At 39.8% G+C, this 13,512-nt stretch carries 17 protein-coding genes and 1 other annotated feature; of the genes, 1 reads left to right on the forward strand and 16 read right to left on the reverse strand.

Annotated features, from left to right (window positions below):
• The first annotated feature begins 31 nt into the window (after window positions 1-31).
• Entirely contained in the window at window positions 32-412 is a 381-nt protein-coding gene (locus AKG34_RS17400; RefSeq protein WP_053347249.1) for a hypothetical protein, read from the forward strand.
• 64 nt (window positions 413-476) lie between these two features.
• Here AKG34_RS17400 and AKG34_RS17405 read toward each other — a convergent pair whose 3' ends face one another.
• From AKG34_RS17405 to ytaF, 16 genes are all read right to left on the reverse strand, one after another.
• Complete coding sequence (locus tag AKG34_RS17405) at window positions 477-1,049, reverse strand: TVP38/TMEM64 family protein (RefSeq protein ID WP_053347250.1); 573 nt, start codon at window positions 1,047-1,049, stop codon at window positions 477-479.
• Window positions 1,050-1,112: 63 nt separating this feature from the next.
• The gene (locus AKG34_RS17410; protein WP_053347251.1) at window positions 1,113-1,385 is read right to left on the reverse strand and encodes a DUF1294 domain-containing protein; all 273 of its coding nucleotides are present in this window, start codon (window positions 1,383-1,385) and stop codon (window positions 1,113-1,115) included.
• 70 nt (window positions 1,386-1,455) lie between these two features.
• Window positions 1,456-1,815, reverse strand: coding sequence for a 50S ribosomal protein L20 (gene rplT / locus AKG34_RS17415; protein WP_034309067.1), 360 nt, complete (start codon window positions 1,813-1,815; stop codon window positions 1,456-1,458).
• A gap of 35 nt (window positions 1,816-1,850) precedes the next feature.
• Window positions 1,851-2,051, reverse strand: coding sequence for a 50S ribosomal protein L35 (gene rpmI / locus AKG34_RS17420; protein WP_034309070.1), 201 nt, complete (start codon window positions 2,049-2,051; stop codon window positions 1,851-1,853).
• Window positions 2,052-2,085: 34 nt separating this feature from the next.
• Complete coding sequence (gene infC, locus AKG34_RS17425) at window positions 2,086-2,586, reverse strand: translation initiation factor IF-3 (RefSeq protein WP_053347252.1); 501 nt, start codon at window positions 2,584-2,586, stop codon at window positions 2,086-2,088.
• A 98-nt stretch (window positions 2,587-2,684) separates the two neighbouring features.
• Window positions 2,685-2,821, reverse strand: a sequence feature (ribosomal protein L20 leader region).
• 126 nt (window positions 2,822-2,947) lie between these two features.
• Complete coding sequence (locus tag AKG34_RS17430; protein WP_053347253.1) at window positions 2,948-3,442, reverse strand: GNAT family N-acetyltransferase; 495 nt, start codon at window positions 3,440-3,442, stop codon at window positions 2,948-2,950.
• An 84-nt stretch (window positions 3,443-3,526) separates the two neighbouring features.
• Window positions 3,527-3,697: a hypothetical protein gene (locus tag AKG34_RS28065; protein WP_157444028.1), complete on the reverse strand. Its 171-nt coding sequence runs from the start codon at window positions 3,695-3,697 to the stop codon at window positions 3,527-3,529.
• Window positions 3,698-3,801: 104 nt separating this feature from the next.
• Complete coding sequence (gene thrS / locus AKG34_RS17435; RefSeq protein ID WP_053347254.1) at window positions 3,802-5,733, reverse strand: threonine--tRNA ligase; 1,932 nt, start codon at window positions 5,731-5,733, stop codon at window positions 3,802-3,804.
• A gap of 440 nt (window positions 5,734-6,173) precedes the next feature.
• Complete coding sequence (gene ytxC, locus AKG34_RS17440; RefSeq protein ID WP_053347255.1) at window positions 6,174-7,010, reverse strand: sporulation protein YtxC; 837 nt, start codon at window positions 7,008-7,010, stop codon at window positions 6,174-6,176.
• A gap of 120 nt (window positions 7,011-7,130) precedes the next feature.
• Window positions 7,131-8,069 carry a primosomal protein DnaI gene (dnaI, locus tag AKG34_RS17445; protein WP_053347256.1) on the reverse strand — a complete coding sequence of 313 codons (939 nt, stop codon included), beginning with the start codon at window positions 8,067-8,069 and terminating at the stop codon, window positions 7,131-7,133.
• Entirely contained in the window at window positions 8,056-9,468 is a 1,413-nt protein-coding gene (locus AKG34_RS17450; protein ID WP_309446296.1) for a replication initiation and membrane attachment family protein, read from the reverse strand. Before AKG34_RS17450 ends, dnaI begins: the two co-directional genes overlap by 14 nt.
• 64 nt (window positions 9,469-9,532) lie before the next feature.
• Entirely contained in the window at window positions 9,533-9,994 is a 462-nt protein-coding gene (nrdR, locus tag AKG34_RS17455; protein WP_053347258.1) for a transcriptional regulator NrdR, read from the reverse strand.
• Between the two features lie 260 nt (window positions 9,995-10,254).
• Entirely contained in the window at window positions 10,255-10,635 is a 381-nt protein-coding gene (gene speD, locus AKG34_RS17460) for an adenosylmethionine decarboxylase (protein WP_053348147.1), read from the reverse strand.
• 390 nt (window positions 10,636-11,025) lie between these two features.
• Entirely contained in the window at window positions 11,026-12,060 is a 1,035-nt protein-coding gene (locus AKG34_RS17465; RefSeq protein ID WP_053347259.1) for a glyceraldehyde-3-phosphate dehydrogenase, read from the reverse strand.
• Window positions 12,061-12,219: 159 nt separating this feature from the next.
• Entirely contained in the window at window positions 12,220-12,819 is a 600-nt protein-coding gene (gene coaE, locus AKG34_RS17470) for a dephospho-CoA kinase (protein WP_053347260.1), read from the reverse strand.
• Window positions 12,820-12,843: 24 nt separating this feature from the next.
• Window positions 12,844-13,476, reverse strand: a complete 633-nt coding sequence (ytaF, locus tag AKG34_RS17475; RefSeq protein WP_053347261.1) for a sporulation membrane protein YtaF — start codon at window positions 13,474-13,476, stop codon at window positions 12,844-12,846.
• Window positions 13,477-13,512: the final 36 nt, after the last annotated feature.

Here is a 13,512-nt window from a genome sequence, read left to right on the forward strand (position 1 = left end):
AAGGAATCACTCTGTTTAGGGAGGTAGCTACATGGTGTTAATATTGCGGTTCTTTATTTTGGCTCTCATCATCTTCTTAATATATACGACTATCAAATATCTATTTAATCCAAAACGAAAATTAGAGCTGGCACATGAACAGAAAAAGTTCTTTCTGCTCGATGATACAAAGAATATACACAAGAATTTTTTATTGACGTACAATGGGGTCATGTTTGAAGGGGAAAAGTATTTAGGAACGACGGAACGCTCCTTCGAGGTTATCTCCATCTTCATTTGGCCTAAGAAAATAGCCGATTTGAAAGGTTTGAAGCGCAATGACTTTTTAAAAATCGAAGCATCCATAAAAAAACAATATCCGGATGCCTTGATTGATTGGAAAAGCCCTGTAAAGGAATTTTTGGATAACTAAAACATATCGAGTGGTGTTACAACTGCGTACTTAAGAGCCTTGAGGAAATTGCACTCAAGGCCCTTTATTTATCATGTGAGCGGAAAAATTCTTTCCAGGGAACGACCGTCTGCTTTTCTCTTAATAAATAAAGCAATAAGGTTAATGATAATAAAATAATGACGATTAATGTCGGGCTGAAATCTGCAATATAATGGCCAAACACTGTATATACGAAGGCTACAGGGATATTCGTCATGAAGGATAAATAAAAATAGTTTTTCAACCCTTTATTGGATTCCAGCAAGCAAAGCGACAATAAATAAAAGTGTATAAACGGAATAAGCCTCAGCACCGCAATTTGTCGGCTGTTAAGCTTTCGGTTTCCAAACAGCTTATTTTTAAGTCGTAGAAGCTTATCCTTCGTTTTCGGAAATTTACCTATTACAAAATAAAAGGCCATACTGGACAACGTCAAACCGATTATGGAATAGATAGTTCCAAATGCTGCACCGAATAAAACACCACCAGCCATGCAAACCACGATAACAGGAATGAATAAAAATTGCCGTAATAAATGAAAGGTAATAAAGATTAATGGCGCAAACACGCTGCCGGATTGAACGTAGCTCATCACAAGTGTCAGTTTATCATTCATGTTTTCCCCCCAGCTACTCTTTGCTGCTTCTACAAGCATATACACTAAACGAGCTACATATGACTATCGAATTAAGATCTTGATAAGTAACCCTATTTGGATGACCATCAAAACCGGCAGTCCCCACTTAAAGGAGGTATGCTTCGTTTTATGATGGAAATGTTTCATTCCAAGAAAGGTCCCAGTTCCCCCACCTATGACTGCCCAAAACCAGAGTGTCTTTTCGCTGATACGATACTTCCCATTGCGTGCTCTCTTTTTGTCGACTCCCATTATGACAAAGCCTACGATGTTAATGATAAACATAAAGGCAAGAATGATCCAAACTCCTTGCATTCCTCTCTCCCCCTTTAAATATGTAAAAAGCCACCCTCTTGAAAAAGAGAGTGGCTGATATCAGTCAGACTTATTTGTCTAATTGTTGTTTAGCAGCAGTTGCTAATTGAGCAAAAGCTTGTTCGTCAGCAACAGCAAGATCAGCAAGCATTTTGCGGTTTACTTCGATACCAGCAAGCTTTAAGCCATGCATTAAACGGCTATAAGAAAGACCGTTGATGCGAGCTGCAGCGTTGATACGAGTAATCCAAAGTTTGCGGAAATCACGTTTTTTCTGACGACGGTCACGGAAAGCATAGTTTCCTGACTTCATTACTTGTTGGTTAGCTACTTTGAAAAGAATATGTTTCGCGCCATAGTAACCTTTAGCTAATTTTATTACCTTTTTACGACGTTTGCGAGTAACAGTACCGCCTTTTACACGTGGCATGTTATTTCCCTCCTATTTAACTCGATAAATCGAACTTATTTAATATTGTCTAGCATATGACGAATACGTTTGAAGTCACCTTTGCTTACAAGGCTAGCTTTGCGAAGCTTACGCTTTTGCTTAGTAGATTTGTTAGCAAATAAATGGCTTGTGTAAGCGTTAGAACGCTTAAGTTTGCCGGATCCAGTCTTTTTGAAACGTTTAGCAGATCCGCGGTGAGTTTTCATTTTAGGCATAAGGTATTCCTCCTCATTACAAATTACTTTACAATTACTTTTCGGCTTTTGGTGCTAAGATAATGAACATGCTGCGTCCGTCCATTTTTGGATGTTGCTCGATTGTAGCCACTTCTTTACATGCTTCAGAAAAACGAACGAGTACACGTTGACCAATTTCCTTATGTGTAATAGCACGTCCTTTGAAACGGATAGAAGCTTTTACTTTATCGCCTTTTTCAAGGAATTTAATACCGTTGCGAAGCTTAGTATTGAAATCATGTTCTTCAATCGTCGGGCTCAAACGAACCTCTTTAAGACTGATAACTTTTTGATTTTTACGTGCTTCCTTGTCTTTCTTTTGCTGCTCGAAGCGGTGTTTTCCGTAGTCCATAATCCGGGCTACCGGAGGCTTTGCATTTGCAGCAACTAAAACTAGATCAAGATTTACACGAGCGGCAATTTCCAATGCTTCGAGTTTCGTTTTAATTCCAAGTTGTTCTCCGTTTTGGTCAATAAGACGAACTTCACGGGCTCGGATGCCCTCGTTTACCATCGCGTCTTTACTAATAGTTAGCCACCTCCAAAGATATTGGCGAATACGAATATTTGAATCAATTCGGTCACGCTCACAACTCGCTTACAGGATATAATCATAATAAAAAAGTGTGGATGCATGCTGCACCCACACTGATAGACTAATTCAGAAAGATCCAAATAATCAAATCATGACCTGTTAACTGCATCGTTTGCGTCAACCAGGTGAGAAGCGGGTGCTTCTTCTTTTCCTCAAACACGTATTCAATTCACTTTAGAAATATATCATAAACACTGATGACTTGTCAAATGCTAATTTATTCGTTTTTCACAACAGAATTAATCTTATCAGACATTTTGTTATTTGACAATACGTTTTTTTAAAGAAATTTAGACAAATAGTATTCGTCATGATACATTTCATCGAAAAATAATGAGTCCCGCTTCGTACCTTCTAGTACAAAACCCATCTTTTTATAAAGGGAAAGTGCTGGTTCGTTGTTAGCAATAACGGTCAATTCAAGGCGCCGGATTTCATATGCCAGTGCCTGCTCCTCCATTTTTTGAAACAGCTTCGTTCCGACTCCTTTTCCTCTCTCTTGTTCGGATATGCCGATGACAATTTTGGCAGAATGCTTTGTTCTGCTAAGTTCATTGCCCAATAATATGAGATATCCTATCAAGTCGTGGCCGCTTGCTGCAACGAGGAAAATGGAGCGGGGGTTATTTTCAATTTGCTCGATTTGCCTCTCCAATTTGTTCTCCGTTGCTTTTCTTTCACCCGGATTGTACAACATGAACCCGGAATCTTCAACATGATTGAACAGAGCTGCCAATTTTCCCGCATCTTGCCTTGTAGCCTTCCGTATCTCCATTTCTCCCCACTCCCTCATATTAATATTTTTTTGGGTAATTAGCTGAATTTACATCTTGGATCTATTAACTAGAGTCTTCAAATGTTACGGGTTTTCTTTTGCCTTTTTCTTTTTCTCAATAGCATCCCACGCAAATAGAACTATCCAAAACAACAGGACCGGGACAATAGCATATTGTCGATAACCATCCAGTAACAATAAGATGATGACGACAAGAAATGTTGGTCCGAATAGATAGGAAAATTTCTTATTCATGCTGACCACTCCTTTTCATTGTTGACTATACTTTCACATGCTGTTGTTATTAATCATGCATTATGCAAAAGAGAGACACAACAATATGTGTCTCTCTTTTGATGTTAACGACTTACTTCTGCTTTAATCGCTGAAACAAAGTCTTCAAACGCGACTGTTTCTGATTTTTGTTCACCGTATTTACGTACGTTCACACTGCCTTCTTGGGCTTCATTGTCACCAACAACCAGCATGTACGGGATTTTCTGCATTTGCGCTTCACGGATTTTATAACCAATTTTCTCGTCACGTGTATCCAAATCAACACGGATGCCTTCTGCCTTAAGTTTTTCTTGCACTTCTTTGGCATAATCCAAATGAACTTCTGGTGAGACCGGAATCACTTGTGCTTGGATAGGTGCCAGCCAAGTTGGGAATGCCCCCTTGTATTCTTCGATTAAGTAAGCAACGAAACGTTCCATTGTGGAAACAACTCCGCGATGGATAACGACCGGACGGTGCTGCTTGCCGTCTTCACCGACATAGTTAAGATCAAAACGTTCAGGAAGCAAGAAATCAAGTTGAACAGTTGAAAGAGTTTCATCTTTTCCTAAAGCTGTACGTACTTGAACGTCAAGCTTCGGACCGTAGAATGCTGCTTCACCTTCTGCTTCAAAATAATCTAGTCCAAGTTCATCCATCGCGCTTTTCAGCATGCTTTGTGCTTTTTCCCACATGGCGTCATCATCAAAATACTTCTCTGTATCCTGCGGATCACGGTAAGACAGACGGAATGAATAATCCTTAATATCGAAATCTTTATATACTTCCAGAACCAAGTTCACAACACGTTTGAACTCTTCTTTAATTTGATCTGGACGGACGAAAATGTGAGCATCATTCAATGTCATCCCACGTACACGCTGCAGACCAGAAAGAGCGCCTGACATTTCATAGCGGTGCATCAAGCCAAGCTCAGCAATCCGGATTGGTAGCTCGCGGTAGCTGTGGATGCCGTTTTTATATACCATCATGTGATGCGGACAGTTCATCGGACGCAGGACCATCTGTTCGTTTTCCATCTCCATGACTGGGAACATATCATCCTGGTAATGATCCCAGTGTCCAGATGTTTTATAAAGGTCAACGCTTCCCATTACAGGTGTGTATACGTGGTCATAGCCCAAACGTTCTTCCTTGTCAACGATATATCGTTCAATTGTGCGGCGAATTGTCGCACCCTTTGGTAACCACATTGGGAGACCTTGCCCAACTTTCTGTGAGCTCATGAACAGGTTCAATTCTTTTCCGATTTTACGATGGTCACGTTCTTTAGCTTCTTCTAGGAAACGTAGGTGTTCGGATAGTTCTTCTTTCTTAAAGAAAGCAGTTCCGTATATACGTTGAAGCATTTTGTTTTTGCTATCGCCTCTCCAGTATGCACCGGCGACGCTTAATAGCTTGAATTCTTTAATTTTCCCAGTAGATGGAACGTGGATTCCGCGACAAAGGTCAAAGAATTCACCTTGCTCATAGATCGTTACTTGCTGATCAGCAGGAATAGCATCGATCAATTCCAATTTATACTCGTCACCAATTTCTTTGAAACGAGATATGGCTTCGTCACGACTTACTTCGATGCGAGCAATTTCCAAGTTTTCATTAACGATTTTCTTCATTTCTTTTTCAATCAAAGGAAGATCTTCAGGTGTTAATGATTCCTCTAGATCCATATCGTAGTAAAAACCGCCTTCGATGACAGGGCCGACACCGAATTTAGCATTTTTGTAAAGACGTTTGATCGCTTGTGCCATCAAATGAGCTGTACTGTGGCGAAGCACTTCAAGCGCATCTGCTGCATCTTGTGTGACGATTTCAATTGTACCGTCTTCTTCAATTGGACGTTTCAAATCATATAATTCACCATTGAACTTTCCAGCAATGGATTTTTTTCTTAAACCAGGGCTGATGGATGCAGCAATGTCTTCAGTAGTTGTACCTTTAGCAAACTCCTTCACCGCTCCGTCAGGAAATGATATTTTCAGTAATTCAGACATTCAGTTTCACTCCTTCTTATTTTTAGAACAATCTGTTTTCAGTTATAGGTATCCGAGCGAGAAATCTAATTACAACACAAAAAGCCCGCCCCTGTATAAAACAGGGACGAGCTTAATAATCATAATCATTAACCCGCGGTTCCACCCTCGTTTCACTTTGCTTTTCACGGCAAAATGACACTTGTAACTTGGTAACGGCAGCTTCCCGTCAACTCATAGTCGCAATCTAATTGCTTTCCGAGCCGAAGTTTAAAGGTGGTAAGTGATCTATGCGAATAGGAAGCTTACAGCCTTTTGGCTCCCCTCTCTGAAAATCGGCGACTAGAATACCCGTGTCCTCATCATAACTTTTGTTTTTAATAGTATGTAGGAAATTATAATTTGTTATACGGTGAAAATCAAGGTTAATTTTCTGTTTTGTTCATTATACTCAAAAAAGATTATTCAAACGCCTTCGAAAATGCTGAAAGCGGCAGGACTGTCGCCCGCTCCTCGAAAATCCGCGCCATTGTTTGAATCAGGCCTTCTTCCTTGTCATCGGTATAGATGTACAAGTTTTCCGGAGCAATCGATAACAGCGGGGCAAGTATCACCGTATCGAGAAAAAGTGAACTTTTGGCAAGGAGCCGCCTGTCAATCATACTATTGATTTTTGGACGGTCAAGCTTGCTGAATTCCTGATCATAGAATTGAAAACCGTCTCGATTGACAAGATGAAGCTTTGGTAATTTCGACTCCTGCCCATGCAGGCAATCACGGAGCGTAGCAATAAAATTTTGATAGTCCTGTTCCAACTTATATTCATCAATCGCCTTGACCACATACTTTTCCAACGTATGCTGAAATGATTTTAAACGGAAAGTCGTAAAAGAATCGAATGAAAAAGACACCTTCCCCGCCAAAATGCTTTGAAGCCCTTCCTCAATCAATTTTTTTTCCGTACTGAATAACATCCCTTGACACCTAGCTCTTTCTCCTTCAATAATCGATGATGCAATTTCGGTAATCGCTTCAATTTCTTCTCGTTCTCTATAGAAAAATTTACTAATTATGATTTGTTCAATCACAGGAAGCATCTTTTCTTCCAACAAAAAAGAATGAAATACTTCACTGAGCAGGATTAGCCATTTATCACCTACTGACTCTGTCATATCCACATACATACCTTGTTGTGGAAGAAATCGAATGTATGGTTGAAATTCTGCCCCTAACGGATGGACAGAAACTAAATTCAGTAATTTTAATGCCTCTGAATCATTTTGAAACGAAATTTGCACTACGACATCCCCCCTTCCCCCTTGCTTCTTTTTTCATGTATATGGGGATAGGGACTTGTTTAGAAGTAGGATAAGGCTTGTAATAGAAAAAAGTGACCTCTAATAAGAGACCACTTTCCACTATCTTCTCCGGTTTATTCCATCAAGCTTGACCGGTTCTGCTAAATATTGAATTCTTTCCAATACTCTGGCCGCTTTCACTTCTTCCTTCTCACCGCGCTGTGAAAAGGTTAAGTGATTTTCAAGGCCATTCATGTCAAAATTCGAAGTGAAAAACGTAGGCAGGTTTTCCAGCATCCTAAATTGCAAAATTGGCCCAAAGACTTCATCGCGTCCCCAGCTTGTCATAGACTCGGCTCCGATATCATCCAGCATAAGAACAGGTGCTGTTTTGACCATTTCAATTTTCTCATTGACGGTATTATCGCCAATCGAGCCCTTTAGTTCTCTTAAGTAGTCCGGTACATAGACGATTAGTGAGGATATTTGCCTTTCAGCGAGTTCATTGGCAATTGCCCCCAATAGATAAGTCTTGCCAACGCCGAACTTCCCATAAATATATAATCCTTTTTGTCTTTTACCCGGCTCATACTCCATAATGAATGACATCGCTTTACCTAAAACGCCTAAACGTTTGTTTTCATCATCCGTTTGTGAAAAGTCTTCAATTGTTGCCTTTAAAATATCCTTTGGCACATAAAGACTGCGAATCAATTTTTCGCGTTTTCGCTTTTCATCCTCTGCCAATTTCCGCGGACAGATTTCATAATTCAAATTAAGGGCCTTCCCTTGAACAACCAGTTTGGGATAATAGCCATGCATCATATTGATACAGCCATCCAAACTTGGACATTTATCACACTTATTACTTTGCGAAGTAAATTCATAAAGCTTCCCTAAGTTTTTATCAATCATTTCCTTCGTAACAGTCGAACTATTGGCATTCAAAAATAGCCGCACCTGTTCGTCTTCAAAAATTTCCTGTTTTAACTTTTCATAACGCTCCTGAAATTGGTTTGTATTAGCCAATTTATTAAGGGAACTATTAATCTTTTCCATCGTTCATTTCACCTCCAGCTTTCCACTGCTTCCATTTCTCCTGAAGCTCGCGTTTCTGTTCATCCAATTCAGGCTGATCCACTTTCTGCTCCTGCTGTGTTTCTTCTTTTTTCTCAAGCCATTCGGGAACCACTTCTTCCCGAATCGTCTTTTTCCGGCCGCCTTTTGCAACGTTTCTGCTTCCCTGAGCCCAATCCTGATATTTCCGGTGCTCATTTTTAGCTAGTTCCATCGCTTCGATGACAGTAGACACCTTCAGACGTGCCCAATGGCCCGCCAGTTTTTCCACATAGCCCTTTGTGAATTTCATATCTGTTTTAAGCATAACATATTCAATTAAGACATTGACGACCCCCGGATTTAGCTTTTGGTTGATCATCACACCTTCTACCACTTTCAAATCACCGCTGGATGGCTCTGCACCGCCTGACAACTGCATTAGCCGGTCGCGCGGGGAAATCGTCTCCAAATGACGGATTAGCTCTTGTTCCTGCGTTTTCGGTTCTTCTTTTTGTGTTCGTTCACGTATCGGCTGCACGCGATTGACAAGGGAAGGCATATCGGCCTGTCGCTCGATTTGGTACCAGTCCCTTGCCGCCTTTCTTAATATTTCCTCATCGATCTCATCATCCAATGAAACGGCATCCATAACTAGTTTTTGCATTTCAAGCGGATCAATGCCATATAAAAAGGCAAGTTTGGCAATCGTACTTTTTATTTTCGGAGTAAAGGCCTTTTTCGGCACGATTGATGATTTTATTCCGGCTAACAAAAGGTCAAAATCAAATAAGCCGTCAAATCCCGATGGCTCGACTCCATCCGCTCGATTGATATATTGCTGTTCGGGCAAAGGTTTCCATTCGTTTTTCGCTTCATCTGTTACATATAAGGAGTCCAAATGATCTGATGAAAACACCTCTGCAAAAGATTTTGTCACACTTTCATACTGATCCGTTAAAATGTGATCATCGCAAAAGAATCTCTTTAACCGGTTAAATTGTACTTTGCCAATTTTTTTGTATAAGTATATATTCAGCATACCATCAGTGAAAAACTGTTGAGGGGACAGCGGCGAATTTAATTCGTAAATAAATTCCTTCGTATCTTCTTTCGATTTCTTATACACATTCAGCAGTCCGATTCCCTCAAGCAAAAGGCGTGCTTCGTAGATATCGCCTAATTTAAGACCAATTGTATTCATTAATTGATAATGTGAGGAAGCTTCCGACCAGAGCCGATTTTCCTCTAACTCACTCCATAAGGTCATGTATAGGCTAATACAGATCGGTCCAATAAGAGGTTGATATAGTCGGGTTAGTATTTTCCGATCATAATCATGAAGCAGCCCCGCAGATGAAACCAAGTATGAATCCGCTGGGAGCAATTCTTGCCAATGCATTGACATCTCCATTCAAACCTTTCAAAAGATGTAGTGAAAAAAGAGCCAAAGTAAATCTTCAGCTCTACTTTCTTTCTTTATTTATTAAATCTTTCAATTCATCAATAAAGACATTAATATCTTTAAATTGTCGATATACGGAAGCGAATCTAACATAGGCAACCTCATCGACTTCTGCCAGTTTGTCCATCACCATTTCGCCGACATTGTCACTTTTCACTTCTGCGATGCCCTGGTTGCGCAATTCCTTTTCTACATAACTGGTAATTTGTTCCAATTCCTTTAGTGGAACTGGACGTTTTTCGCAGGCCCTGATTAAGCCACGTAGGATTTTATCACGACTGAACTCTTCCCGTGTCCCGCCTTTTTTCACTACAATCAGCGGCGTTTCCTCTACCTTTTCAAATGTCGTGAATCGAAAACCACATGCCTCACATTCACGGCGTCGTCGAATCGATTTACTTTCATCGACTGGCCTGGAATCGAGCACTCTTGTTCCATTATATTGACATGATGGGCATTTCATCATTATCAGCTCCGTATTTTATGTAGGACTCCCCTATCTAAATGTTCCCCAAGGATTTACTCTTCTATCTCAATCTTATATTAAAAGGAACAGCCAGTACAAGTAAAAAGTGTAACTTCCAACAGTAGGCACTTTTTTTAAGGAGCGTTATCAAGAGTCGTTATGCTTTTTACTAGTCACAATCTTAAGTTTAAAGCGGGCTTGCTAATTTATTGCATTAAAAAAGAGATGCACCCATGGCATCTCTGTGTATACGTTTTTTATAGGGCACTTATATTGGCTTTTTTCATTTGTACCGGACCTAATCCACGTGGAAGTTCAATGTTTTCACGTGTTTGCGCATTCAAAGCTTCAGCAATATAGTTTGCCGCAATATTCGGATCCAAATTACCACATGTATAGACATCAATGCTTGCATAGCCGTGTTCTGGAAAACTGTGAATCGTTAAATGTGATTCAGAAATGATGACAACCCCACTTACTCCTTGTGGAGCAAACTTGTGGAATGCTACTTCGCGAACCTCTGCACCTGACTTCAAGGCAGCATCAACAAAAATCTTTTCAATCAAATCAATATTGTTCAGTTTTTCAAAGTCACAACCCCAAAGTTCAGAAATGACATGTCTACCCATTGTTTCCATAGTGTAAGCTGTTTCCATTTTAAGCTTCCCCCTTACCATGATTAAAAATTACATAACTTCTAACAACTACCACGGGGGAAAGTTAGTCCAAAGAGGTCCTAACCCTTTAAGTAGCCATCATGCAAACTCTCTTTTGAAGAAGTTCACGATTCATAGTATATATTGTTTGAATTTTTTTTGCAACTGCCATTTTGAATTTTCGGCAAGATAATGTTTATACGAAAAAAATGTAAGGGCTTTCTTAATGGAGTCCTTGCCCTTTGAATCATTTCATAGCAGTTTATCACTTCGCAAAAAAAAATTCACATTAACCGCTAAAAATAGAATTAAAAATTCGCTAAAAATAAACCCGAGCCCGCTAAAAGACTCAGCAGACTCGGGTTTATTCAACTAATTAGCAGATAATTGAACTTCTGTTTTTTTCAACTCGGAAGCTACTAAATTCACAAGATCCACTACACGGTTTGAGTAACCCCACTCGTTATCATACCAAGCAAGAACTTTCACTTTTCTATTCCCAATCATCATCGTTGATAGACCATCGATGATTGCAGAGTGCGGATTAGTTTTGAAGTCACTCGAAACAAGAGGTTCTGTCGTGAATTCCATAATGCCTTTAAGTTCATTTTCTGATGCGTCAATGAATGCTTGGTTCACTTCATCAATCGTTACATCATGATTTAAGTCCACAACAAGATCGACTAAAGAAACGTTAGGTGTTGGTACACGTATTGCCATACCGTGAAGTTTGCCTTTTAATTGAGGCAAAACAAGAGAAATGGCTTTAGCCGCTCCTGTTGTAGTAGGAATGATACTTTCTGCAGCTGCACGAGCACGTCTTAAGTCTTTGTGCGGGTTATCGATATTATTTTGGTCATTTGTATAAGAATGAATCGTTGTCATTAAACCGTTGTCAATGCCGAATTTTTCATCGAGCACTTTCGCAACTGGTCCAAGGCAGTTAGTTGTACAAGATGCATTGGATATAACAAAATGCTTGTCAATTTCTAGCGCTTCCTGATTGACGCCCATTACAATGGTAACGTCTTCATTTTTACCCGGAGCGGATAAAATAACTCTTTTTGCCCCTGCATCTAAATGAAGAGCCGCTTTAGAACGATCATTGAATTTGCCCGTAGCTTCGATTACAATATCTATGTTCATCTCTTTCCAAGGCAATTGCTTTGGATCGCGGTTATTTATTAGTTGTACACGGCGGCCATTCACTACAAGTGAATCATCTTCCGCTACAATTATACCGTCGAATTTACCATGGATCGTATCATATTTTAGTAAGTGGGCTAAAGTTTCAGCAGGATAGCTTGCATTAATGGCAACAATGTCCAAACTCTCATCTAATATGGCCTTTCGGAAAACCATTCTTCCAATTCTCCCAAATCCGTTAATCGCTATTCTTGAATTCATTGTTCGGACCCTCCTGAAAATATTAATGTTATACTTATTACCTCTCATATGTAATTAGTATAACATAATTAAGTGCAATTGTGCTAATAAAAATGCGGATTGTTGTTATTTTTTCAAAATAAAAGGAAGAAACCATAAGGCTTCTCCCTTTTTTCTCATTTATAAGACATTCCAATTGCAAAGTACGGTTTTAACCTGCTTCTTTGTTTCCTCAAGATTCCCATTATTATCAATGACCGCATCCGCTAAAACTTTTTTATCAGCTAACGGCATCTGTGAATGAATTCTTGCAAGTGCATCTGTCTCTGATAATCCATTCCGGTTCATTAAGCGTTCCAATTGAACGCGCTCATCTACATATACCAATAGAGTCTTTTCAACCATGAATGTTAACTTACTTTCGAATAGGAGCGGAATATCCATAAATACCGTTTCTTCCCCTGCAGCGAGTGCCTTTTCCGTTTTTAGACGCATCCAATTCCTAACAGCAGGGTGCACGATACTATTTAAAAGCAATCTCTTTTCTTGATCATGGAATATAATAGACCCTAATTTCACCCGATCAATATTGCCATCCACCAATAAAATATCTTCACCAAAAGCTTTTACTACTTGATGGTAGGCTTCTTCACCTGGCTCTACGACTGCGCGGGAAGCCACATCTGCATCTACAATCGTGAAACCGAGTTCCTGTATATAGAGGCTGACGCTGCTTTTCCCGCTTGCAATCCCCCCGGTGATTCCAATGATTTGTCCCATAAGCTCCCCCTTTTAAATCAATTATTATAACTTGAATACACCAATTAAAATCAATAGCACGCCCGGAAGAAAGGTTAACTGCTGCACAATTTTATTATTTGAAAGCAATTTCCCGCTTTGAAGTCCGCTCCAAATGAAGATTGAACTCATTACAGCGATGCATATTGCGAGAATAATCGGAGAAATCCCGATCATAGCTGCTCCAACTCCAGCTCCGAACGCATCAAGCGAAAGTGCAAACCCGAGAACAAGTGCTTCAATACCAGTAATTGTTCCTGATTTGTCAAAATCGGCATTCAATGGTTTTTGTAAAATATTTATGACTACTCCAAGTGATTTAATTTCAAAGTTAAAGATGATTTTTTCATGATATCTCTCGTCGTTCAATTCCTTCTCAGGCTTAAAATACTGGTATACCATCCAGGCACCAAGAAAAATGAGAATGATGCCCCCAGTTTTTTCAGCCGCTCCGACAGAAATAAGCTGACTGATGAACTGCCCGATGACCATCGCAATGCCTAAACTCAGTGCCGAACAAAATGAGATGACCGCTATTGACTTTAAGGGGATTTTCATCTTTCGCATACCAAATGTCAAACCTACGCCAAAACCGTCAATACTTACTGCAAAAGCAAGAAAAATAATTTGTAGCCACATCGGAATTATTACTCCTTCCCTTCTCGTTGCTACCCT

The organism is Peribacillus butanolivorans (assembly GCF_001273755.1).
In the GTDB taxonomy this organism is placed as follows: domain Bacteria; phylum Bacillota; class Bacilli; order Bacillales; family DSM-1321; genus Peribacillus; species Peribacillus butanolivorans.